Origin of the sequence: Fenollaria timonensis (assembly GCF_001457835.1) — a bacterium.
Lineage (GTDB): Bacteria > Bacillota > Clostridia > Tissierellales > Peptoniphilaceae > Fenollaria > Fenollaria timonensis.
Genome location: NZ_LN898230.1, coordinates 846,905 through 871,195, shown reverse-complemented (window position 1 = coordinate 871,195; position 24,291 = coordinate 846,905). Strand labels below are relative to the sequence as shown.

General features: G+C 35.2%; 17 protein-coding genes and 4 tRNA genes. 17 read left to right on the top strand and 4 right to left on the bottom strand.

From position 1 onward, the window contains the following. Nucleotides 1-6 precede the first annotated feature (6 nt). The 17 genes from BN3004_RS07190 to BN3004_RS07110 all read left to right on the top strand — a co-directional run bounded on the left by BN3004_RS07190 (nt 7) and on the right by BN3004_RS07110 (nt 20,466). Nucleotides 7-1,668 carry a ribonuclease J gene (locus BN3004_RS07190; protein ID WP_058260511.1) on the top strand — a complete coding sequence of 554 codons (1,662 nt, stop codon included), beginning with the start codon at nt 7-9 and terminating at the stop codon, nt 1,666-1,668. A gap of 24 nt (nt 1,669-1,692) precedes the next feature. Then, nucleotides 1,693-4,317 carry a valine--tRNA ligase gene (locus tag BN3004_RS07185; protein WP_058260510.1) on the top strand — a complete coding sequence of 875 codons (2,625 nt, stop codon included), beginning with the start codon at nt 1,693-1,695 and terminating at the stop codon, nt 4,315-4,317. 7 nt (nt 4,318-4,324) lie between these two features. After that, on the top strand, nt 4,325-5,296 hold the full coding sequence (locus BN3004_RS07180; protein ID WP_058260509.1) for a CPBP family intramembrane glutamic endopeptidase: 972 nt from the start codon (nt 4,325-4,327) through the stop codon (nt 5,294-5,296). A 92-nt stretch (nt 5,297-5,388) separates the two neighbouring features. After that, nucleotides 5,389-5,464 (top strand) — tRNA-Phe (locus BN3004_RS07175). A 3-nt stretch (nt 5,465-5,467) separates the two neighbouring features. After that, a tRNA-Gly gene (locus BN3004_RS07170) sits at nt 5,468-5,542 on the top strand. A gap of 7 nt (nt 5,543-5,549) precedes the next feature. Continuing rightward, a tRNA-Cys gene (locus tag BN3004_RS07165) sits at nt 5,550-5,623 on the top strand. 571 nt (nt 5,624-6,194) lie between these two features. Further along, a complete protein-coding gene (locus BN3004_RS07160; RefSeq protein WP_196792494.1) occupies nt 6,195-10,214 on the top strand; it encodes a stalk domain-containing protein in 4,020 nt (1,339 codons plus the stop codon). An 87-nt stretch (nt 10,215-10,301) separates the two neighbouring features. After that, nucleotides 10,302-11,000, top strand: a complete 699-nt coding sequence (locus BN3004_RS07155; RefSeq protein ID WP_058260507.1) for a DUF6873 family GME fold protein — start codon at nt 10,302-10,304, stop codon at nt 10,998-11,000. A 1-nt stretch (nt 11,001) separates the two neighbouring features. Next, nucleotides 11,002-12,303: a histidine--tRNA ligase gene (gene hisS / locus BN3004_RS07150; protein WP_058260506.1), complete on the top strand. Its 1,302-nt coding sequence runs from the start codon at nt 11,002-11,004 to the stop codon at nt 12,301-12,303. A 101-nt stretch (nt 12,304-12,404) separates the two neighbouring features. Continuing rightward, on the top strand, nt 12,405-13,409 hold the full coding sequence (locus tag BN3004_RS07145; protein WP_058260505.1) for a stalk domain-containing protein: 1,005 nt from the start codon (nt 12,405-12,407) through the stop codon (nt 13,407-13,409). Nucleotides 13,410-13,423: 14 nt separating this feature from the next. Next, entirely contained in the window at nt 13,424-13,903 is a 480-nt protein-coding gene (gene purE, locus BN3004_RS07140) for a 5-(carboxyamino)imidazole ribonucleotide mutase (protein WP_058260504.1), read from the top strand. A gap of 8 nt (nt 13,904-13,911) precedes the next feature. Continuing rightward, nucleotides 13,912-14,952, top strand: coding sequence for a phosphoribosylformylglycinamidine cyclo-ligase (gene purM / locus BN3004_RS07135; protein WP_058260503.1), 1,041 nt, complete (start codon nt 13,912-13,914; stop codon nt 14,950-14,952). Next, nucleotides 14,934-15,548, top strand: coding sequence for a phosphoribosylglycinamide formyltransferase (purN, locus tag BN3004_RS07130; RefSeq protein ID WP_058260502.1), 615 nt, complete (start codon nt 14,934-14,936; stop codon nt 15,546-15,548). Before purM ends, purN begins: the two co-directional genes overlap by 19 nt. After that, nucleotides 15,529-17,064, top strand: coding sequence for a bifunctional phosphoribosylaminoimidazolecarboxamide formyltransferase/IMP cyclohydrolase (gene purH, locus BN3004_RS07125; RefSeq protein WP_196792493.1), 1,536 nt, complete (start codon nt 15,529-15,531; stop codon nt 17,062-17,064). The genes purN and purH overlap by 20 nt, the downstream gene beginning before the upstream one ends. 12 nt (nt 17,065-17,076) lie before the next feature. After that, on the top strand, nt 17,077-18,375 hold the full coding sequence (locus BN3004_RS07120; protein WP_058260500.1) for an NCS2 family permease: 1,299 nt from the start codon (nt 17,077-17,079) through the stop codon (nt 18,373-18,375). A 94-nt stretch (nt 18,376-18,469) separates the two neighbouring features. Beyond that, the gene (locus tag BN3004_RS07115) at nt 18,470-20,140 is read left to right on the top strand and encodes a formate--tetrahydrofolate ligase (protein ID WP_058260499.1); all 1,671 of its coding nucleotides are present in this window, start codon (nt 18,470-18,472) and stop codon (nt 20,138-20,140) included. A gap of 26 nt (nt 20,141-20,166) precedes the next feature. Beyond that, nucleotides 20,167-20,466 carry a YerC/YecD family TrpR-related protein gene (locus tag BN3004_RS07110; protein WP_058260498.1) on the top strand — a complete coding sequence of 100 codons (300 nt, stop codon included), beginning with the start codon at nt 20,167-20,169 and terminating at the stop codon, nt 20,464-20,466. 95 nt (nt 20,467-20,561) lie between these two features. On the opposite strand, the gene BN3004_RS07105 is transcribed toward BN3004_RS07110, so the two are convergent. The 4 genes from BN3004_RS07105 to BN3004_RS07090 all read right to left on the bottom strand — a co-directional run bounded on the left by BN3004_RS07105 (nt 20,562) and on the right by BN3004_RS07090 (nt 24,289). Then, nucleotides 20,562-20,648 (bottom strand) — tRNA-Leu (locus BN3004_RS07105). Between the two features lie 144 nt (nt 20,649-20,792). Then, a complete protein-coding gene (gene sdaAA, locus BN3004_RS07100) occupies nt 20,793-21,665 on the bottom strand; it encodes an L-serine ammonia-lyase, iron-sulfur-dependent, subunit alpha (protein WP_058260497.1) in 873 nt (290 codons plus the stop codon). 1 nt (nt 21,666) lies between these two features. Beyond that, complete coding sequence (sdaAB, locus tag BN3004_RS07095; protein ID WP_058260496.1) at nt 21,667-22,341, bottom strand: L-serine ammonia-lyase, iron-sulfur-dependent subunit beta; 675 nt, start codon at nt 22,339-22,341, stop codon at nt 21,667-21,669. Continuing rightward, nucleotides 22,328-24,289, bottom strand: coding sequence for a hypothetical protein (locus BN3004_RS07090; protein WP_058260495.1), 1,962 nt, complete (start codon nt 24,287-24,289; stop codon nt 22,328-22,330). Before BN3004_RS07090 ends, sdaAB begins: the two co-directional genes overlap by 14 nt. Between the last annotated feature and the right edge of the window lie 2 nt (nt 24,290-24,291).

Below are 24,291 nucleotides of genomic sequence, written 5' to 3'. Positions count from 1 at the left end.
GAGACGATGTTAAAGAGTAACAAACTAAGGATCATCCCGCTGGGTGGTCTGAATGAGATCGGAAAGAATATTACTCTTATTGAATGTGATGAAGATATAGTTATATGCGATTGCGGTATGACATTTCCAGAGGACGAGATGCTGGGCGTGGATATCGTAATTCCAGATATCACATATTTAGAAAAAAATAAGGAGAGAATTAAAGGTATAGTCCTAACGCATGGTCACGAGGACCACATAGGAGCTATACCATACGTCTTAAAGAAGATAAATGTACCTATTTACGGTACTAGACTAACTTTAGGACTCTTAGAAAATAAGTTAAAGGAACACAACTTAAAGCCTAAAATGCATGTGGTAAACTTTAACGATAAGGTTAGATTAGGGAAAATTGTTGTCGAATTCATTAGACAATGCCATAGTATTCCTGATTCAGCAGCACTAGCATTTCACACACCTGCAGGCGTTATAGTTCACACAGGTGACTTTAAAATTGACTTTACGCCAATTATGGGTGGGGTGAACGATTTAAACAGGTTCGCTGAGCTAGGCGATAAAGGCGTGCTTTGTCTATTGGCAGAGAGTACAAACGTTGAAAGAAAAGGCTACACTCTAAGTGAAAGAGTAGTCGGAGAGACATTTAGAACTATTTTCCACGAATATACTGAGAATAGAATCATAGTTGCGACATTTGCATCAAATATGCAAAGAATTCAGCAAATTATAGAAGCGGCTGAAAAACACGGCAGAAAAATAGTTTTATCAGGCAGGTCCATGATAAATAACGTTAAAGTCGCTAAGGATTTAGGCTACTTAAGAGTTAAAGACTCAAGTATAATTGATATAAATAAGATGAGCAAGTATGATGACAGCGAGATTTGTATCATAACAACTGGTTCACAAGGCGAGCCAATGAGTGCACTTACAAGGATTGCCTACAATGAGCACAGAAAAATTCAGCTTACACCAAATGACTTAATTATACTTTCAGCTCATCCGATACCGGGCAATGAAAACGCTGTATCAAAGGTAATTAACAAGCTTATAGAGCTTGATGCAAAAGTTATATACGAATCACTTGGTGAAATACACGTTTCAGGTCACGCTTGTCAAGAAGAGCTTAAGCTAATACATTCACTACTTAAGCCAAGATATTTCATACCAGTTCATGGCGAACAAAGACATCTTAAGTTACATGCACAACTCGCTGAGAGCATGGGCATGAACCCTAAGAATATCTTCATCATGAATAACGGTGAAGTTCTTGAACTTGATAAGAGAAAGGCTGAAATCGTTGATGAAGTAATTTCAGGCAATGTCTTGGTCGATGGACTTGGTGTTGGCGACGTTGGTAATATTGTTTTAAGAGATAGAAAGCACTTATCTGAAGACGGTTTGATCATAGTCGTATTGACATTAAGTAAAGAAGACGGCTCAACTATAGCTGGACCAGACATTATATCCAGAGGCTTTGTCTATGTTAGAGAAGCTGATGATCTTATGGAAGAAGCAAAGAAAAAAGTTGTTTTAGCCATAGAAGATTGCCAAAGAAGAAACATTAAAGACTGGTCAAGCATTAAAAATGCTATCAGAGACAGTTTGAAGAAGTATATATATCAAACTATGAAAAGAAATCCTATGATACTTCCAGTAATCATGGAGGTATAATATAAACTTTACTCAGGAGGAATTATGAAAAATTTAGAGAAATCATATAATCCAGCAGAATTTGAAGATAATATTTATAAATTTTGGATGGACAATGAGTATTTTAAGCCAAGTACTGACGATAGTAAAGAGTCTTTTACCATCATCATGCCGCCACCAAATGTAACAGGTAAGCTTCACCTTGGTCACGCGCTTAATGATACTATACAAGATATTGTTATCAGATACAAGAGAATGCAAGGCTACAACGCACTTTGGCTACCTGGAACTGACCACGCGTCCATTTCAACAGAAGCAAAAGTTGTTGAAAAGCTTAGAGAAGAAGGCGTTAAGAAGAGCGACTTAACAAGGGAAGAGTTCCTAGAAGAAGCTTGGGACTGGACTCACAAGTACGGCGGCAACATCAAAGAGCAGCTAAAGAAGCTTGGTTCATCATGCGATTGGTCACGTGATAGCTTTACACTTGACGAGCACTTAACTAAGGCTGTTTACGAAGTATTTGAAAGATTATACAAGAAAGATAATATTTATAGAGGCATGAGGATAGTTAACTGGTGCCCACACTGTCACACAGCTATATCCGATACAGAAGTTATTCACGAGCCACAAGAGGGAAAGATGTGGTACATAAAGTACCCATACTCAGACAAGACTGGCTTTGTAACTATTGCAACAACTAGACCTGAAACACTTTTAGGCGACTTAGCAGTAGCTGTTAATCCAGACGATGAAAGATATACTGACTTAGTTGGCAAAACACTTGACTTGCCTCTAACAGATAGACAAATACCAGTTATCGCCGATGAATACGTTGATTCATCCTTCGGTACTGGCTGCGTTAAGATTACGCCATCACACGACCCTAACGACTTCGAAGTAGGTACTAGACACGATCTTGGGCAACTTATCGTCATAGACGAAGATGCTAAGATGAATGAAAATGCTTACGCTTACAAGGGACTTGACAGATACGAAGCAAGAGAGAGAATCATAAAGGATCTTGATGAACAAGGCCTATTAGTAAAGGTAGAGAAACACGAAAACTCTGTTGGTCACTGCGAAAGATGCAATACTATCATCGAGCCACTAGCTTCACTTCAATGGTTCGTTAAGATGGAAGATATGGCTAAAAAAGCCCTTGAAGCATATAGAGAAAATAAAGTAAACATCATTCCAGAAAGATTTGGAAAGATATATGAAAATTGGCTTGAAAACATCAGAGACTGGTGTATATCACGTCAACTTTGGTGGGGACACAGAATTCCTGTTTATTACTGCGAAGACTGCGGTGAATACATCGTTAGCAAGGAAAAACCAGAAAAGTGCGATAAGTGCGGATCTACTCATCTAAGACAAGATGAAGACACACTTGATACATGGTTCTCATCAGCTCTTTGGCCGTTCTCAACACTTGGCTGGCCAGACACAGACTCAGATGATTACAAGAGATTCTTCCCGACAGACTTACTAGTAACAGGCTATGACATAATTTTCTTCTGGGTAAGTAGAATGATATTCTCATCCCTTGAACAAACAGGCGAAGTACCATTCAAAGACGTTTTATTAACAGGCCTTATCAGAGACGTAGAAGGCAGAAAGATGAGTAAGTCACTTGGCAACGGCATTGATCCACTACAAGTTATTAGTGAATATGGCGCCGATGCACTAAGATACTCACTTATCACTAACAACGCTCCTGGTAATGACATTAAGTATAGCGTTAAAAAAGTTGAACCACAAAGGAATTTTGCCAATAAATTGTGGAACGCATCAAGATTTGTTCTTATGAACCTTGATGATAGAGATGATTATAGTATCGACTACGACAAATTAGAAAGAGAAGACAAGTGGATCATCTCAAGACTAAAAACTGTTGTAGACGAAATCAACAATAACCTTGATAAATACGAGATAGGTATAGCAGCTGCTAAGGTACAAGACTTCATTTGGGAAGACTTTTGTGACTGGTATATAGAACTTGTTAAGACAAGATTATACGATAGAGAGAATATTAACGCGCAAAACGTTATTTTATATATCTTGGAAAATATTTTAAAGATACTTCACCCATTTATGCCATTTATCACAGAAGAGATTTGGAGCTACCTACCAAATAGAAAGACTCCACTAATCATCAGCGATTGGCCAAAGGATATAAAGTATTATGAAGAAGAGCTTAATGATTTAGAATTAATTAAGAGTGCTATCAAGGCTATAAGAAAGATGAAGACAGACATGAACATTGAGCCATCAAAGCACTTCTCAATGCTAGTTTATCCAAACGATGAAGCAGCAGGAAAGCTATATACTGACAGCGCTAACTACTTCAAAGACCTTGAGCATATAGACAAAATCACTATACTTGACAATAAAGACGCCATCAATAAAGATTTCACATCGATAATGATGACAAATGCAGAACTATTCTTCCCATTAAATGAGTTAATAGATTTCGAAAAAGAAAAACAAAGACTTATGGAAGAAAAAGAAAAGTTAGATTTTGAAGTTGAAAGACTTGAAAAGAAGCTTTCAAATGAAAAATTTGTTAGCAAGGCACCAAAGGATGTTGTTGACAAAGAAAGAGAAAAGCTAGATAATTATAAGGAGCTATTAGATAAGACACTAACAAGATTAGAAGAGTTAAAGTAGGTGGGATATGTATAAAGAAAATAGATTAAACAAAACTGGTATAGATATAAACAAAGCTTCGTGGCTTTACACACTGCTTTTTATTGCATACATCTTTCTAGGCTCAATGCTTCAAACAGTAGACCTTTACCTAGGTTTATTCGCAGGCGAAGTGCTGATACTCTTAGTTCCAGTCTTAGTTTATGTAAAGCAAAAGAAAGTTAATTTCAAAAGATACTTTAGACTAAATAAAATCACTGGAAAAGAAGCGCTTATATCAGTTCTACTAACACTTTTAGTTTATCCACTAGTTGGTATAAGCTCGACACTTTTAATCAAGTTCTATAGCCTATTTGGTGAGGTAAGAGTGCCTCAAATCAATGTCAAATCAGGCGGACTAATGAGCATATACAGCGTTTTGATTATAGGGGTGCTTCCAGCCATTTGCGAAGAATTCTTCGTAAGAGGCCTACTAAGCGCACCAGCTAAGAGAGCAAAGGGAAGAAAATTCACATACTTTTACACAGCACTACTATTTATGCTAATGCATGTGAATCCATTCAACATAGTAGCACCATTCATATTAGGCTATGTATTTTCAGTTTTAAACGAAAAAACAAATTCGCTTTACTCGTCAATGCTTGGCCACTTCACATTTAACACTTGCTCAGTTATACTTAGCATATTCCAAAAGGATATTGCCGAGGGCGCAGTAAACGATATGAAGATGATTACGCTAGGTGAAGCAGACTTAAATATAGGCTTATTACAAGGCGTCTTTATGGTGCTCATAGCTATAGTCATAATCTTTGTACTATATAGAGTTTTATCAAAGATGAAGACAAAAGAAGTGACAGAAGAGACGGACTGCACTTTGGACGTAGAAGCGCCAGCAAAGTTCTCATACCTGCCACTAGCCTTTAACATAGTAGTATGGATCATCATGGCAGGATTGCCTCTACTTATGTCACTAGGCATGATAAAAAATTTAGCAGTATAATATTTTTAAAATATTAAATAAATATAAAAAAAGCCTTGACAATTAAATCAATTTATAGTATCATAGACTAGTCAGTATGAACTGACTAGTGTGCCCAGATAGCTCAGTCGGTAGAGCAGTAGACTGAAAATCTACGTGTGGCTGGTTCGATCCCGGCTCTGGGCACCATGTGCGGAAATGGCTCAGTGGTAGAGCATCGCCTTGCCAAGGCGAGGGTCGCGAGTTCGAATCTCGTTTTCCGCTCCATTTTTTTGGCGGCATAGCCAAGTGGTAAGGCACAGGTCTGCAAAACCTTGACCACCAGTTCAAATCTGGTTGCCGCCTCCACAAACTTGAAGCGTGTTTGAAGCACGCTTCTTTTTTTGCGCCTAAATCATTTCAAAGACACATCGATTGTAATGACAGATGCAGATGTAAAATCATTTCGAGCGTATATTGTTTTGCCTTAAAAGATATGAATACAAAAACCATTTAACACTAAGATCAATTTGTCTTTAATGATATGCGAAATTCAAATTAATAAAAATATATTTCAATACTTATAAGAATATTATCAGAAAGAGACAGAGAATGTCTTTTTTTTTTTGATAGCCAATGTTACAAATGAGCATATAGCTACATTACAAAAGAAATTTCATAAATAAAAATCCTTGACAATTGGACAAAAATATTCTATAATTTAATAAAAGCAATATATTATTTTATCAGAGTAGAATATTTGCTTTTAATAATTCTTTAATCATATATTTTATGAAAAGTTTAGATGTATGTAAATTTAGTTGTGAAGGAGGATTGAGTTTATCAAGACGCATATAGCGAAACTTTTAAAAATATATACATATATATATATAAAGGAAATAAAAAATATATATAAAGAAAGGATATGAAATCTATGAAAATGAAAAAGACAAAAATTTTAGGCTTAGTCTTAGCCTTAATCATGTTTTTCACAAACCTTCCACTTGGAATGGGAGTTGTATATGCAGAAGGGGAAGAAGATTTAGCAATAGAAGTTGGTAATTTTCCAGATGCAAAATTTAGAGATTATATAAAAGATAACATTGATAAAGACGGCAGTGGATCACTAAGTAAAGCAGAACGTGAAGCTGTTACAGAGATTAAAGTAGGACGTACAGACTATAACGATACTCAATATGATAATTTGGCAGGACTAAAATATTTTCCTAACTTGCAAACACTAATTTGTTTTGATAATGATATGGAAGAGTTAAATTTAAGTGAAAATACAGAACTTATTTATTTAGACTGTTCACAAAATAATCTAAGAAATACATTAGATTTAAGCAAAAACAAAAAGCTTAAAACACTTATTTGTAAAAATAATAGAATTGAAACATTAAACTTGGAAAATAATGTAGCACTTGAAAAATTAGAATTTACAAATAATAGAGTTAAAGATATTAATTTAAGTAAAAATATCAATCTAATTGAACTAATTTGTGAAAATAACAATTTAGAAAGTTTAGATTTAAAAAATAATACAAAGCTAAGAATATTAAATTTCAAATTAAATGGCATTAAAAATCCTGATTTAAGCAGCAATTTGGATCTTAGCGAGTTAAATTGCCAACAAAACTCGTCGCTTGGAAAGTTGGATTTGAGCAGTAATAAGAAACTTACAAAATTAGATTGTTTCTTTTGCGGACTTACAGAATTAAAACTTGCAGAGAATAATGAACTTACAAGACTTGATTGTGATAGGAATCAACTTACTGAACTAGACTTAAGTACAAGTCCAAAACTTACTTATCTTGAGTGTCAAGTAAATAATCTGAAAAAATTAGATTTAAGCAATAACTTAGAAATTGATGATTTAAATTGCTCTGAAAACCAATTAACTTCTTTAGATTTATCTAAAAATACTAAGTTAAATAAATTTACTGGTTATTTGCAAAACTATACTGTTACACTAGCGCCAGGCGCTGAGTACATTAAAGCTAGTGATTTGCCAGAAGGAATTGATTTTACTAAGGTTACTAGTAAATCAAATATTAAGAGCGTAGAAACTGATAGTTTTAAATTAAAAGCAAATGCAAAATATATTGAATATGAATATGATACTGGCAATAATGAAAAAAAACTAGGCGTTAAAATCAATATAATTCATTATAATAAAATGATAGTATTAAAAGACCCGGACTTAATTTATACAGAGGGAGATAAGCTAGACCTATCTAAGCTAGAAGTTCAATTAGAAGATGATGAAGGAAATAAAATAGTTGTACCTTTTTTTAAATTCCAATATTACAACATAAGAACTAATATTGCTGATAAAACTGAACTTGTAAGAACTGAACATAACGAACAACCAATTAAAATAAAATTAGAGAGTTTAAATGCGGAAACAAATAAGTTAACAGTAAACGAAAGAAAATTTAATCCTAATAATGTAGTTAAGCTAAAAGTTAAAACTCAACCTGTGAAATTAGAATACACAGAAGGGGATAAACTTAACTTAGCAGGTTTAGAAGTGACTTTAATTGATAATTTTGGAAAAGAAAAAGATGTAGCTTTAGCAGATTTTGACGATTATCAAATCACAACAGATCCAGCAGATAATATGGCTTTAACATTAGATAAAAACGCAACAGCTATTATAGTTAAAAAAGGAAATGCAACTGATGCAACTAATACATTAAAAGTAGAAAAAAAAGCCTTCGATCCTGATCATGTAAAGAGTATAACTGTTAAGGAACAACCAATAAAATTAGAATACACTGAAGGACAAAACTTAGATTTAACTGGCTTAGAAGTAACGTTAACAGATGATTTTGGCAAAATTAAAGATGTTGCATTTAAAGATTTTGACACTTATCAAATTAAAGCAACACCAGCAAATGGAACAGCGTTAACAGTAGTTGCTCACAATGGAAGACCAGTTGCATTAACAAAAGGCAATCTAGAACCAGCAAAAACAGAAAATCTAACAGTTAATGCAAGAGTTTTTGATCCAGATCGTGTAGAAAGCATAAAAGTTACAAAAGAACCAGATAAAATAATTTATACTGAAGGAGATAATCTTGTCTTAACAGGATTAGTAGTAACTTTAACTGATAATCAAGGAACAACAAAAGAAGTTCTATTTGCAAATTTTGAAACATATGACTTAGTAGCAACACCAGCAAATGAAACAGCTTTAACAGTTGCTGATCATAATGGAAAAACAGTTAAAATAACAAAAGGCAATTTAAGTGCAGAAACAAAAGCATTGACTGTTAATAGTAAAGATTTTGATCTAAATAACGTAGAAAAAATTGAAGTTTTAGAACAACCTTCAAATTTAATTTACACAGAAGGAGAAAAATTAAATTTAGCTGGATTAAAAGTAAAATTAACTGACATTAAAGGTAAAATAAAAGAAGTATCATTTGAAGATTTTGATGAAAATGGCATAACTACAGAGCCAACAAATGGTAAAGAATTAACATTATCAGAAAATGGTAAGAAAGTAACAATAACAAAAGGTAATGGAAGTGAAGAAACTGATGCATTAACAGTAAATCCAAAAGTATTTGATTCTCAAAATGTAATAAAAATTGCAGTTAAAACACAACCAAAACTAGATTATAGTGAAGGCGATAAGCTAAATCTATCTGAATTAGTAGTAACATTAACAGATAATCAAGACTTAGAAAAAGATGTAGCTTTTGATAAATTTACAGAATATGATTTAACAGTAAAACCATCAAATAATACAACTTTAGCAGTTTCTGATGATGGAAAGAAAATTATAATAACAAAAGACAATTTACCACCAGCAGAAACAAATGCTTTAACAGTAAAGGCAAAAGAAAATCCACCAACACCAACAGATCCAAAGATAATTGGACCAGTTGATCCAAATGCTCCAGGAACAACAGTACCAAATCCAAATGAATACTGGACAGTAACATTTGTATCAGAAGATACAAATAAAGGAACTGTAGATGCAGCTAACACTTTCTATATCCCGATGACAGAAAATAAAAAATTATCTGATTTAAAAGCTCCAGCAGTAAAAGCAAAACCAGGCTTTGAATTTGTCAAGTGGGATACAGCTTTAAACACTAATATTGATAAAAACTTAACTGTAAAAGCTATATTTAAAGCAAAAGGAAATACACCAAATCCACCAAAGCCTCAAGATCCAGACCAAGAAGCTAGAGATTATTGGATAATCAGATTCATATCAGATAATCCATACAGAGGATATATTGGATACAGCGATACTGTACGTATTGAAAAGAACAGAGGATATAGAATTGAGGACTTAGCAAGACTTGCTCCAGAAGCTATACCTTACAGCGGATACGAGTTTGCTGGATGGTCACCTTATCTATATGGTAATAAAGCTTTCATTAATGAGGATATGTATATATACGCTAGATTTGAAGAAATTTATGTGTCAAGATATTCATACGAAAGACGTAGACCTCGTAGAATTGATGATGATAGAGACGATAGAGAAGATAGTAAAGAAGAAAAACCTGTAGAAGTTAATGAGTATGATAAGCTTGAAGCAATACTATTTATTAATGACAGTATTATGCAAAAATCAGTAAATGGTGTTGTAAGCCAAGTTAGGATGGACATAGCTCCATTCATTTATCAAGCAAGAACTATGCTTCCAATACGTTACGTTGCTGAAGCTTTAGGCTTTATGGTAACATGGGATGCAAATACAAGAACCGTATATCTTGTTGATAAGGAAAACATCGTTCAAATCCCTGTTGATACAAACAATATAATAGTTAATGGAAAGACATTTGTAAGTGATGTTAAACCTATGATTAAAAACAACAGAACTATGCTTCCTGTAGCGAATGTTGCAAGAGCTTTAGGACTTCAAGACGGCAAGGACATCTTATGGGATGCAGCTATGAAGTTCGTTACTCTAAGAAGAAACGTTTTAAAATAAGATTTTGTTTAAAGAGCTAGATTGATATCTGGCTCTTTTTTTGCGCCTAAAATGCTTTTTGTGATATAATTAACTCAGGTGATATGAATGATTGCTATAGTCGACAAGGCTTACTACGATATTCTTCGTGATAAGCTTAGTGAATTTAATATAAAGGCTTTTCCATCGTTTGAGAGCAAAATTTTGAAAGGGGCGGTCGCGACTCATCCTGACATGTCGCTTTTTAAACTTGATGAAGAGACTTTGATTGCAAGCCGCGAGTCTTTTGAGTATTATAATGAGATTTTTAAGGCTACTAAGATAAATGTGATTAATGCAAATGAAAATCCTCTTGAAAAGTATCCAGGTGATGTGAAGTTCAATGCGCTGCGTGTGGGCGTGCACTTGATTTGCAAGAAGGATGCTTGTGCTGATGCTATAATGGATCGTTTTGATGATGGCAAGACCATAAACTCATCTCAAGGCTATGTGAAATGCTCTGTGATTGACATAGGAAGTGAATATTTTGTGACAGACGACAAATATTTGCAAAAAATTATTAATGGGCTTGGTCATAAAAGTATTTTACTAGAAAAAGGTTTTGTAAAGATCAAGGACTATGACTATGGCTTTATAGGCGGAGCGAGTGGCTATGCACGTGATAAGATATTTTTAACGGGTCTTATTAAGGACGAGGCAAATAGGTGTCGCCTTGAAGAATTTGTACGAGAAATAAATAAAGAATTGATTTATTTAACGGAATATGATATATTTGATGTAGGAACTTTGATGATAATGGAGGATTAATATGCTAGTAAAACCATCGATATTGCCGGGTACTATGGAACTTTTACCTCATGAGCAATTGATTTTTAATAAGATGAAGGATATAATTAGAGAAACTTATGAACTATTCTCTTTTTTACCTATAGATACGCCTGCTTTGGAGAAGACTGAGATACTTCTTGCTAAAGGCGGCGGAGAAACTGAAAAGCAAATTTACAATATTGCAAATACTTCGACTGATACGTCTTTACGCTTTGACTTGACTGTGCCTCTTGCAAGATACGTGAGCATGCACGAGCACGAGCTTAAGTTTCCGTTCAAGAGGTATCAAATTGCCAAGGTTTATAGAGGCGAGAGGAACCAAAAGGGTAGATACAGAGAGTTTTACCAATGTGACTGCGACATCATAGGTGATGAAAAGCTTTCGAAGTTCTACGATGCAGAGCTTGTTAAGATAATCAGCATAATATTTAAAAAGTTTGGTTTTGATAGATTCACTATCATGATTAACAATAGAAATATTATGAATGGCTTCTTAAAGAGCCAAGGCGTTGAAGATACTGTAGAGGCTGTTCGTGCGCTAGATAAGTACGACAAGATAGGTAGAGAAAGCCTTGAAGAGCTGCTTCTTAATCAAGGTATAAAGGCTGATGCTGTAAAAGAGATTATTGCTCTTATTGAGTTTGAAGGCAGTAATGAAGAAACTATTAAGTACTTGGAAGGACTTGGTATAGATAACGAAACTTTCTTAAAAGGTCTTGCTGAGATGAAAGAAGTTTTAGAGAACATCAAGTTATTTAAAGTGGATGAAAATAATTACAAATTCACTCTTAAATTACAAAGAGGACTTGATTACTACACATCAACTGTTATTGAAACTGTTCTTGATGACTACAAGGAGCTTGGTAGCGTCGCTGGCGGCGGTAGCTACGAAAATCTTACTCAGTTCTACTCAAAGAGTGAGCTTCCTGGCGTTGGTATATCCATCGGTCTAACTAGACTATTCTTCCAATTGAGTGAAAAGAATATACTTCCTAAATTTGATAGCGAAGAAAAATCATTCTTAGTCGCTCCACTTGATATAGATATGAGCTACGCCATAAGCGTGTTGAATGAATTACATAGTCTAGGTGTTAATTCTGAAGTACTTTACTCCAAGATGAAGATGAAGAAGATATTTGATTTTGCCGAAAGCTATAGCTTTGACTACATCATCTTCCTAGGACAAGAGGAGCTAGATAACAAGAAATTATCAGTAAGAGACCTTAAGAGCAAAGAAAATCTATCTATAAGCATAGACGAATTGAAAACTTTGATAAAATAAATCTATCCCTATACGCATATGTATAGGGATTTTTTACATTTGTTAAAGTACTACTTGAATGTAGCTTGTCTTTTGTGGTATAATAATTTAGAGGTGGTATGATGAAAAAGCTTTTATTAATACTTTTATCTGCTCTAATGTTTTTGATGAGTTTTACTTCTTATGCAAAAAACATTGAAGAATCAAAAATAAATAAAATATCAGGCCTTGTTAACTCAGATTTAGAAGATAAAGTTCTAGAAGTAGAAGGCAAGAAAGACTTAGCAAAGGCTTTATTCATACCGGCTAGAGAGGTATTTACAAAGCTAAACTTCGACATCTATTGGAACGGCGAGGACAAGTCTTGCTACTTCAAAAAAGGTATCAAGAACATAAAGGTAAAGCTTGGTTCGAAGATCTATACAACATCAAATAAGAACAGAATTGAGCTTGACTATGCACCTATGCTTATAGATATGAAGATGTATCTACCTATAGACGTCCTATACTATCTGCTTGACTACGATACATTTATTGTCGCTGACACTATATATATAAGAAACGCCATAGATGGCATAAAGACTGGTATAGTGAACGAAGCGAAGTATAGTCTTGCTTATCCAGTATTTTTCAGTACTGAAGACGTTAAAAGAGCTTATAGAAATAATATTAACGAGCAAATCAAGAAATTTGTTGACGAGCAAGTTGAAAAGGCAAAGAACGATGCTAAGCTTAAGAAAATGTATTTCACATACGATATTGCTAGATCGGATGATAGCTTGGTATCATTATGTTTCTACATCAATAACGTCTACAATGATGATAGTACTTCGAGCAAATTCTATACTAAGACCTTCAATTTTAATAGCGCTGAAGAGATTAGCTTCGAAGACTTAATCAAGAAAGAACAAAATGTTAGAGAGACGATACTTGAGGATTTAACTAAGACTGAAGAAGAAAAGAATAGCATTAGAAATAATATCAAAAATTATTACATCGTGGATAATTCCATAATCTTGTATTACTACAAGGATGAGGTGGGCAGTTCCAATATAGGATCTCACTACGTTAGAAGCGAGGACCTAAAATTTTATATAAATGAGGAATATTTAAAATATTTTAATTAAAGGAGTGTTATTATATGAAAGTTGCATTAGTAATGGGCAGCATCTCTGATAAAGAGGTTGTTGAAAAATCAAAAAAAGTACTTGATGATTTTGGGGTAGAGTATGAGACAAGAGTTATCTCAGCTCACAGAACACCAGAAGTAGCATTTGACTTTGCTAAAAACGCAAAAGTCAATGGTATTGAGGCAATCATAACATTTGCAGGTAAGGCTGCACACTTAGGAGGAGTCATAGCAGGACTTAGTACTCTACCAGTTATAGGAGTTCCGGTAAAGAGCTCTTTAATGGATGGACTTGATTCACTTCTTTCAATAGTTCAAATGCCTAAGGGCGTTCCAGTAGCTACAGTTGCTGTTAATGGTGCTGAAAATGCTGCAATACTAGCTGTACAAATCTTAGCTATCAAATACGATGAACTTGCTAAGAAACTTGAAGACTACAAGGTACAAATGAGAGATGACATCGTTAAGATCGATGCAGAGCTTAATAAGTAGGTAGAGCTATGGGATTAACATATAAAGACGCTGGTGTAGATAAGACTAAGGGTTATGAAGAGGTAAAACTTATCAAAAACCTAATCAAATCTACAAACAGAGACGGAGTTTTAAACGATATAGGAAACTTTTCCGGTTTATTTAAATTAGACTTAAATAAGTACGATAAACCAGTATTAGTAAGCGGTACAGATGGCGTAGGAACTAAGCTTAAGCTAGCATTTATCCTAGATAAGCACGACACCATCGGTATAGATGCTGTGGCAATGTGTGTCAACGACATCATTTGCCAAGGCGCTGAGCCATTATTTTTTCTAGACTACATCGCTTCATCAAAGCTTATCCCTGAAAAGATGGCTGAGATAGTATCAGGTGTTGCTGAGGGATGCAAGATGAGCCATGCTGCGCTTATAGGCGGAGAAACAGCTGAGATGCCAGGCTTCTACGCAGAAGGCGAGTACGATATAGCAGGTTTTGCTGTTGGCGTAGTTAATGAAGACAAGATTATTGACGGCTCAAAGATTGAAGACGGTGACGTTATCATCGGTCTAAGATCAAGCGGTGTTCACTCGAATGGTTTTTCGCTAGTAAGAAAAATTATTTTTGATAATGATAAAGTTGATGTAAACAAAAAGTACGAGGGACTTGACGATACTTTACTAAATGTTTTACTTACACCAACAAGAATTTATTATGATCCAATGATGGATATCATCGAACATGTAGATGTTAAGGCGATTTCACATATCACAGGCGGCGGCTTCTATGAAAACATTCCTAGAATGATTAAAGACGGCTACACAGCTGTTATAGATCTAAAAGATTATGAAATACCAGCTATATTTAAGTATCTAATGAATTGGGCAGACGTACACATTGAAGAGATGTTCGGCACATTCAACATGGGTATAGGCATGGTATTTGCAGTATCTAAAGACGATTTAGCAAAAACTGAAGAGCTTCTTAAGAAGCACGGCGAAGACTATGTAATCTTAGGACATATAGAAGAAAAAGAAACTAAGGAAAAGATATGTCTAAATTTAAAATAGCCGTTCTAGCATCTGGTTCTGGCACTAATTTTCAAGCCATAATCGATGCAGTTAATGAAAAGAGGCTTGATGCTGAGATAGTTTGCCTTATAAGTGATAGAAAAGCAGCCTATGCATTAGAAAGAGCCAAGGACAATGGTATTGAGTCCTACTACTTTAGTATTAAAAAATATGCTGATAGCGATGAATTTAATCACGCTATAGTGGAAGTTTTAGATAAGTACGAGCCAGATTTAATCGTACTTGCAGGATACTTAAAGATTCTATCGCATGAATTTATAGAAGAGTATAGAGGCAAAATCATCAACATACATCCTTCACTAATACCAAAGCATTGCGGCGATGGTTTTTGGGGTATGAAGGTTCACGAGAGCGTTATAAAATCTGGGGACGAATACTCTGGCGCGACTGTGCACTTCGTTGATGAAGGTACTGATACAGGCAAGATAATTATACAAAGAAAAATCAAGCTGGATGAAGACGAAACGGCAGAATCTTTGCAGAAGAAGATTTTAAATGAGATAGAGCACAAAATTTTGATTGAAGCGATAGATAAAATTATAGGAGGCAAAATTGATGAAAAAAGCATTGATTAGTGTTTATGACAAAACAGGCATAGTTGAATTTGCAAAAGAACTAGAAAATCTAGGCTACGGAATAATTTCAACTGGTGGAACATATAAAAAGCTCATAGACGCTGGCTTAAAAGTAGAAGAAGTTACTGAAGTGACAAATTTTCCAGAATGTTTAGATGGCAGGGTAAAGACGCTTAACCCATATATCCACTGTGGTATTCTTTATAGAAGAGATCTTGAAGAAGATAAAGAATTTATCAAAAAGATGGATATATCAGACATCGACATCATAGTTAACAATCTATATCCATTCGAAGAATATGTTAATGATCCAAGTAAAACACATGAAGAGATTATCGAAAAGATAGATATAGGCGGACCATCTATGATTAGAGCGGCTGCTAAAAACTATAAGTTTGTGACTGTTATCATGGACCCAAGTGATTTTGATTTAGTACTTAAAGAGCTTAAAGAAAATAAAGAAACATCTCTTAAGACAAGAGAGTATCTAGCTGGAAAGGTATTTAACTACACAGCTTATTACGATTCACTAATTGCTGAATACTTCAACAAAAAACAAGAAATTGAATTTCCTGAGTACTATACAAAGGGCTATAAGAAGATTAGCTCACTTAGATATGGTGAAAACCCTCATCAAAATGCGGCTTTCTATAAGGAATCAAAAGTTGAAGAAGGCTCTTTAGTATCCGCTAAGCAATTACATGGCAAGGAATTATCATTTAACAATATTAACGATGCCAATGGCGCCCTTGAAACATTAAAGATGTTTACTGAAAGACCAACTATAGTTGCAGTTAAGCACACTAACCCATGTGGCGTTGGTTCAGCAGATACTATAGCAGAAGCATTTAGAAAGGCTCGCGACTGCGATGATCAATCAATCTTTGGCGGCATCATTGCATCCAATAGAGAGATAGATGCAGAAACAGCTGAAGAGATGAGAAACATATTCCTAGAAGTAATCATGGCTCCATCATATTCAGAAGAAGCTTTTAAGATACTAACAGATAAGAAGAAAAACAGAAGAATATTAACAATAGACAATATTACTAATAACGAATATACTTCAAAAGATATGAAAAAAGTTTTATCTGGAATGATACTTCAAGATAGAGACACAGAACTTTTTGAAGACTTTGAATGCGTTACAGATAGAAAACCAACAGAAAAAGAAATAGAAGACCTTAAATTTGGCTGGAAAGTAGTTAAGAACTGCAAGTCAAACGCAACACTACTTGCAAAAGACTCAGCTACAGTCGGCATAGGTCTAGGCAGCGTAAATAGATTCTTCACAGTAGAAAGATCAGTTAAGATGGCAGGAGACAAAGCAAAAGGAGCAGTGCTTGCATCAGACGCTTTCTTCCCATTCACAGACTCAGTTGAATTACTTGCTAAACAAGGCGTTACAGCCATCATCCAACCAGGCGGATCAGTAGCTGATGAAGACGTTATAAAGTGCTGCAACGAACACAATATAGCAATGATATTCACTCATATGAGACATTTTAGACATTAGGAGGTAAAAGAAATGGAGAAGTTTTTTGAACTAAAAAAACATGGCACTAACACAAGAACTGAGATAATTGCCGGTATTACTACATTTATGACTATGGCATACATCCTAGTAGTAAACCCTATTATTTTAAGCTCAACAGGCATGGATCAAAACGCAGTATTTACAGCAACAGCACTATCAGCTGCAATCGCTACATTAATCATGGCATTATACGCTAAATATCCATTTGCCTTAGCACCAGGCATGGGCTTAAACGCATACTTTGCTTATACAGTAGTAGCTAATCAAGGACTTTCTTGGGAATTCGCTCTAACTGCAGTATTGATAGAAGGTATTATATTTATCGCTCTATCATTATTTAAGGGAAGAGAAGTAATTTTCGATGCTATACCATTAACATTAAAGAAAGCAGTTTCAGTAGGTATAGGTTTATTTATAGCATTAATAGGTCTATCAGGATCAGGCATTATAGTTCATCCTGAAGGAACAATTCTAGGACTTGGAAATATCACAGAAGGCACAGCGCTACTAGCACTTATCGGTTTAGTAATAACATTTATACTAGTAATTAGAAAAGTTAAAGGCGCATTATTATTAGGAATCATAATTACAACAATCATAGGCATCCCTATGGGTATAACAACAATACCAGAAGGATTCAAAATATTCTCACTACCACCATCAGTTGAACCAATAGCATTTAAATTTGATTTCTCTCAAATATTCACTACACAAATGTTTATGGCAGTACTAACATTCTTATTCGTAGATATGTTCGATACAGTTGGTACACTAGCAGGTGTTGCATCAAAATCAAATATGCTTGATAAAGATGGTAAACTTCCTAGAGTTAGCAAGGCTTTCTTCGCTGACTCAGTAGGTACAGTAGTTGGATCAATGCTAGGCACTTCAACAGTAACAACGTTTGTTGAATCATCAGCAGGTGTAGCAGAAGGCGGAAGAACTGGATTAACATCATTAACAACAGCAGTTATGTTCTTACTAGCATTATTCATCGCACCAATATTTACACTAGTACCAGCAGCAGCAACAGCACCAGCACTTATCACAGTTGGTATGTTTATGATGGAACCTATCATGGACATAGACTTTAGAGATTATACAGAAGCAATCCCAGCATTCTTAACTATCGCTATGATGCCATTTGCATATAGCATTGCTGAAGGTATCTTCTTCGGTATGATCAGCTACACTTTATTAAAAACAGTTGCTGGCAAAACAAAAGAAGTTTCTCCACTTATGTGGGTGCTTTCAATACTATTTGTATTAAGATATATATTTATTGTATAAATTAGTTTATTAAACTATTAAATGTGGTATATATATACTGTAGAGTATAAAATTAAATCTACGTTTCATATATGGTTTATAAAGGGAGGTACAAATGAAAACAGACGTACAAATTGCTCAAGAAGCAAAAATGAAAGACATAACAGAAATTGCAGAACATTTAAATATTGATGATGAGGACTTAATACAATATGGCCACTACAAAGCTAAGGTAGACCTAAGAGTTTTTGACAAGCTAAAAGATAAAAAAGATGGTAAACTTATTTTAGTTACAGCTATCAACCCAACACCAGCAGGTGAAGGTAAGACAACTGTTAACATCGGTTTATCTATGGCTTTAAATAAATTAGGCAAAAAAGCTATCTCAGCTCTAAGAGAACCATCATTAGGACCATCATTTGGAGTTAAGGGTGGAGCAGCAGGCGGCGGCTATGCACAAGTAGTTCCTATGGCTGATATCAACTTACACTTCACAGGAGACTTCCACGCAATAACATCCGCAAATAACTTAATCTCAGCTATGCTTGATAACCACATCCACCAAGGAAATGAACAAGGCATAGACGCTAGAAGAGTTGTTTGGAAGAGATGTGTTGACTTAAACGACAGAGCTTTAAGAAACGTAATAGTTGGTCTAGGTGGAAAACCTAATGGTTACCCTAGAGAAGACGGTTTCGACATAACAGTAGCTTCAGAAATCATGGCTATACTATGTCTATCAACTAGTCTTGAAAACTTCAAAGAAAGAGTATCAAGAGTTATAATTGCTTATAGACGTGACGGATCACCAGTTTACGTTAAGGACATAAACGCACAAGGCGCAGTAACATTATTAATGAAAGATGCTATCATGCCAAACCTTGTTCAAACACTTGAAAATACTCCAGCACTTATCCACGGCGGACCATTTGCTAATATCGCTCACGGATGTAACTCAATCATGGCAACTAAGCTTGGTATGAAACTAGCTGATTACACAGTTACTGAAGCAGGTTTCGGTGCTGACCTTGGTGCAGAAAAGTTCCTAGATATCAAATGTAGATTTGGCGAACTAAAACCATCAGCAGCAGTTATCGTTGCAACAATCAGAGCTCTAAAACATCACGGTGGAGCTAATAAGGAAGACTACGATAAAGAAGATTTACAAGCACTTGAAAAAGGATTTGCAAACCTTGAAAAACACATAGAAAACATCAAGAAATTTGGTTTACCACCAGTTGTAGCAATCAACAGATTCCCAAGTGATACTGAAAATGAAATTAAGTTCATGGAAGAAAAACTTGCTGCAATGGGTGTTGAATGCGCATTAACTGAAGTATTTACAGAGGGTGGCGACGGCGCACTTGAACTTGCTAAGAAAGTAGTTAAAGTTTGCGACGAAGACAAAGCTAACTTTAAACCATTATACGATGTAAATCTATCAATCAAAGAAAAACTAGAAATCATCGCTAAAGAAGTATACGGAGCTGATGGAGTAGAATTTACTGTACCAGCAACTAAGAACATCAAGAACCTTGAAAAATTAGGTTTAGACAAGATGCCTATCTGCGTTGCTAAGACACAATATTCATTATCAGACAACCCAGACTTACTTGCAAGACCTGAAGGCTTCCACATAGTAGTAAGAGAAGTAAAAGTATCAAACGGTGCTGGCTTCTTGATAGCACTTACTGGCAGCATAATGACTATGCCAGGCTTACCAAAGGTACCAGCAGCAGACAAGATCGACATACTACCATCAGGTGAGATAGTAGGATTATTCTAAAAAGAAATATATAGGGAGGAATGGAAATGGCTTACAGTTCAAAATTAAAAAGCGAACAAACTGATGGCTTCTTCGAAGCAATCTTATCGCTAGAAACAATGGAAGAATGCTACAGATTCTTTGAAGACATCTGTACTATCAAAGAAATTCAAGCAATAGCTCAAAGACTTGAAGTAGCAAAACAACTTAAGGAAAACAAAACTTACAACGAAATCGAAGTAGCAACAGGCGCTTCAACAGCAACTATATCAAGAATCAACAGATCACTTAACTATGGTGCTGACGGTTATAAGTTAATATTCAAAAAATTAGGTATTGAAGACTAATATAAGTGAGGCTCCTTGATTGGAGCCTTATTTATTTCTTCTGTATAGAAAAAAAGCAAGTAGCGTTAAACTACTTGCTTTTATAATGACTTATATGGTGCCGAAGGCGGGGGTCGAACCCGCACGGTATTGCTACCGCAGGATTTTGAGTCCTGTACGTCTGCCAATTCCATCACTTCGGCTTACCAATATATATTAACATACTTTTTACAAAATTGCAAGATAAATTTTACTTAGTTAATCTTTAAAAACTAAAATAAAATTATATACGTACATACAATACAAAAGAGCTCCCACTAGTGAGAGCTCATCTTATATCCACAAAACTATTTATCTAAAAATTCTTCGTATAATCTTTGTGCTGTTTCTGTTCCAGCTATACCGCCTATAGCTGTTTCTTTTAATGAAACTGGTAATTCCTTACCAACATTACCCATAGCTCCGACTGTTTCGTCGAATGGTATTAGTGCCTCAACGCCAGCTAGTGTTAAGTCTGCTGATATGATTGCGTTAACAACGCCCGATGCATTTCTTAGATTGCAGGGGTACTCGACAAGACCACAAACTGGGTCGCATATAAGTCCCATGATGTTCTTAAGAGCAAAGCTTGCTGCAGTGAATATATCGTTTATACTTCCACCTCTAAGCTCTATGATGGCTGCGGCAGCCATCGCAGCGGCAGCACCGCACTCTGCTTGACATCCGCCTTCAGCGCCTGATATAGTTGCGTTAACTGCAATTATTTCGCCAACTGCTGAAGCAGTAAGTAATGCGTTGAATATTTCTTCATCGCTGTAATCAAATTCATCTTGCATAGTAACAAGCGTTGCAGGAAGTATACCTGAGGCTCCTGCTGTAGGTGCAGCAACTATCCTACCCATAGAAGCATTTACTTCTGATGTAGAAAGTGCTCTTGCCATTGCCTTAGTGATTAAGGCTCCTGATACAGGATTTCCGTTCTTAGCATATTCATTAACTTTGTAAGCGTTTTCACCAGTCATACCGCTCATTGACATGATAGGTGTATCAAGACCAGCTGTAGCTGATTTTTTCATGATCTCATAAGTTTTTCTTAAGTAATCATAAACATCATCTTTACTTAATTCGCCTGCTTCCATCTCTTCTTGTAATTGCAATTCATATATAGTTTTATTTTGTTCTTTGCATGCATCCATCATGCTTTTTGCACTTGTATACATATTAGTTATCCTCCTTAACAGGGTTTAAATACTTAACGAATAAGAAGTCATCTATCCTTCCAATGTCTTTAATAGTTGCATCATCAAAGTCAGAGTCAAGCTCGCATATAAGTGTAGCGACTTTACCAGTTCTGTCTACATGCATATCGGCGATATTCATGCCAGATATTGCAAATGTTGCAGTTATTCTTGATAGTATTCCTTTCTTATCAATGTACTTAGCTACTAAAGTAGGTTTTTCGCCAGAGAATTCAACGTCAGCGCCATTGATATCTTTTATAAGTATACTGCCTCCGCCTATAGAGCTGCCTTGAACGTAGAAATCTTCTTGATCATCGTAGTGAAAGACCATCTTAACAGTATTTGGATGAACGTAGCCAAGGTCTGATTTGATAAATTCGTACTCAAGTCCTCTTTCATCAGCAATTTCAAATGAGTTTTTGATCTCTTCGCTGTCAGGGAAGAAGTCCATAACCCCAGCTAGTAGCGCTTTATCAGTGCCGTGACCCATGTATGTTTCTCTAAAAGAGCCGTGTAAGTAAAAAGATACTTTGTTGAAACCCTTTGGTGCTAGCTTCATTGCTATCCTTCCAAGTCTTGCAGCTCCTGCAGTGTGTGAGCTTGATGGGCCTATCATTATCGGTCCTAAAATAGATTTTAAATTATAGTTTTCCATTTTTTCTCCTCTTTTTCTTCTTTAATGTATTTAATAAGAAGGCTACAACCAAGGCTGAAAATATATATGACATGATTATGTAGCTTGATTTTATTATCAGCGGTGTGCTTTCTTTCTTTTCGACTGAATCATTTGTGTCAAGCATCTTTGAGTTATTGCTTGACTTTATGCTTATGTGATCTTCACTTACTTCACATTTAAAATAGTTTTGAAACAATTTACTTAAATCTTCTAGTGGAATTATAAGCGAGTCGTTATAAGTAATTACTTCCTTTGTAAGATGAACTTTTTCGGCGCCTAGGCTTGCATCACTAGTACCAAGCTCGACGTTGATAAGATTGCCTATAGTATACTTGCCGTTAGCTTCATTATTATAAACAAGGTTTAGTGGCTCTATTAGTTCTTCTAAGCTTATATACTTAATGCCATCAATGATGTAGGCGTGCTCAAGAGCAGTGCTTTTTGAGACTTCTGTTTCATAAGTGATATCAAATTTCTTAACATCGTCATTTCTTTCTAGATTATTAATAATAAAGGATCTAGCTCCATTTTGATTGTATTGATTATGGTTAAAGGTAACTATGCCATTATGAACAAGATATTTTACGCCCAAGCTTGGCTTAACGTTCTGAATATTTGAGTTGATGCCGATGTTTTTCGAATTGATAGTTAAGAACGAAGCGTTTTGACCCACTTCAATGGTAGATGCGTTCATATATCTATCCAAATTAAGTACCTTGTATGGCAGATACGTTAGCTTTCTCGCAATCTCTATACTGTCTATGCCTAAGCCATTTGCCAGTCTAATGTATTCTAAAAATGAATTTACATTGACAGGGTAGAGCCTTGTCGATGTATTTGCAAGATTTGGGTTGCTTGCTATAAGCGAGTACTTTGACCTTATCATTATGCTTATATCCGTGTCATTGAGCGCATCATGAATAATAACATCTTCCTTAGTATTGATTATGTCTTTGTGCTGATGAATTTGGTAGAAGTTATTTGAGCTCGCAAGCTGAAGCTTTGACGTGTTGTTATTATATTTTTTAACAATATCAATATTGTCCTTAAAGTTTGTCAGAACAATGTATTTGAACGGGTTAAATGTGTAGTAAAGATTCTCGTTCTCTTCGTTATGCTTGTCAATCAAAGAATTTATAGCATTGATCTTATCTGGACCACCAAAGTCATTCATATCGCATAAGACAAAGTTATTATTGCTGTCTTTGATAATATCAGAAATTTGATTTATCGTTTGAATGATGTTCTCATGCTTAAGCTTACTTAGCTTGATATAGTAGACAAAGTTATCGTCGTCAATCGCTTTGATTGTATTGATAAGAAGGTTAAGGTCATTTGCTTCTTCGATTGAAATTTTAACGCCAGCAGATTTTGCTTCCTTCTCCTTTAATATAGCCTCAACTATTTGCTTAATGGCCGCGTCGTCATACTTCATCTCATTTTCTTTAATTACAGCGTTTTTAATACTTTCAGAGTCCGTAATCGATAAGTAGTCAATAGTTGATAAGGAGCTCTCAACGCTCTTGGACCAAGCATCAATATCGGCAGTTGTAGTTCTAACGCTCTTACCAATACCGTCAGCAGTTTTAAGTAAGTCAATCTCCCTGGAAACATTGGTGCTGTCCATGTCGATAAACTCTCTAAGCAGCATAGCTCCTTCGCCATCTATCACTCTATTGGCCTTGACATCGCCCTTGGTGATCTGTTTAATCTTGCCACCGCTGATGGCGATGTTATACTTATATAAAATTTCGTTCCTCGCTGGGTTGACTATATTAACATTTTTAATTGCAAGATCATAATTAAAAGCAAAGCTAGCCGTTTGATTAGGATCTTCCTCTTGATTTGTCACTTCACTCGCATATACATTGATACTTGTCAATAGTATAGAGACGAGCAATAAAAAAGAGAATAATTTTTTTGACAAAT

Bases quoted from the DNA above. Each gene is read 5' to 3' on its own strand.
- BN3004_RS07190 (WP_058260511.1), top strand. From the start codon at position 7: ATGTTAAAGAGTAACAAACTAAGGATCATCCCGCTGGGTGGTCTGAAT.
- BN3004_RS07185 (WP_058260510.1), top strand. From the start codon at position 1,693: ATGAAAAATTTAGAGAAATCATATAATCCAGCAGAATTTGAAGATAAT.
- BN3004_RS07180 (WP_058260509.1), top strand. From the start codon at position 4,325: ATGTATAAAGAAAATAGATTAAACAAAACTGGTATAGATATAAACAAA.
- BN3004_RS07160 (WP_196792494.1), top strand. From the start codon at position 6,195: ATGAAAAAGACAAAAATTTTAGGCTTAGTCTTAGCCTTAATCATGTTT.
- BN3004_RS07155 (WP_058260507.1), top strand. From the start codon at position 10,302: ATGATTGCTATAGTCGACAAGGCTTACTACGATATTCTTCGTGATAAG.
- hisS (WP_058260506.1), top strand. From the start codon at position 11,002: ATGCTAGTAAAACCATCGATATTGCCGGGTACTATGGAACTTTTACCT.
- BN3004_RS07145 (WP_058260505.1), top strand. From the start codon at position 12,405: ATGAAAAAGCTTTTATTAATACTTTTATCTGCTCTAATGTTTTTGATG.
- purE (WP_058260504.1), top strand. From the start codon at position 13,424: ATGAAAGTTGCATTAGTAATGGGCAGCATCTCTGATAAAGAGGTTGTT.
- purM (WP_058260503.1), top strand. From the start codon at position 13,912: ATGGGATTAACATATAAAGACGCTGGTGTAGATAAGACTAAGGGTTAT.
- purN (WP_058260502.1), top strand. From the start codon at position 14,934: ATGTCTAAATTTAAAATAGCCGTTCTAGCATCTGGTTCTGGCACTAAT.
- purH (WP_196792493.1), top strand. From the start codon at position 15,529: ATGAAAAAAGCATTGATTAGTGTTTATGACAAAACAGGCATAGTTGAA.
- BN3004_RS07120 (WP_058260500.1), top strand. From the start codon at position 17,077: ATGGAGAAGTTTTTTGAACTAAAAAAACATGGCACTAACACAAGAACT.
- BN3004_RS07115 (WP_058260499.1), top strand. From the start codon at position 18,470: ATGAAAACAGACGTACAAATTGCTCAAGAAGCAAAAATGAAAGACATA.
- BN3004_RS07110 (WP_058260498.1), top strand. From the start codon at position 20,167: ATGGCTTACAGTTCAAAATTAAAAAGCGAACAAACTGATGGCTTCTTC.
- sdaAA (WP_058260497.1), bottom strand. From the start codon at position 21,665: ATGTATACAAGTGCAAAAAGCATGATGGATGCATGCAAAGAACAAAAT.
- sdaAB (WP_058260496.1), bottom strand. From the start codon at position 22,341: ATGGAAAACTATAATTTAAAATCTATTTTAGGACCGATAATGATAGGC.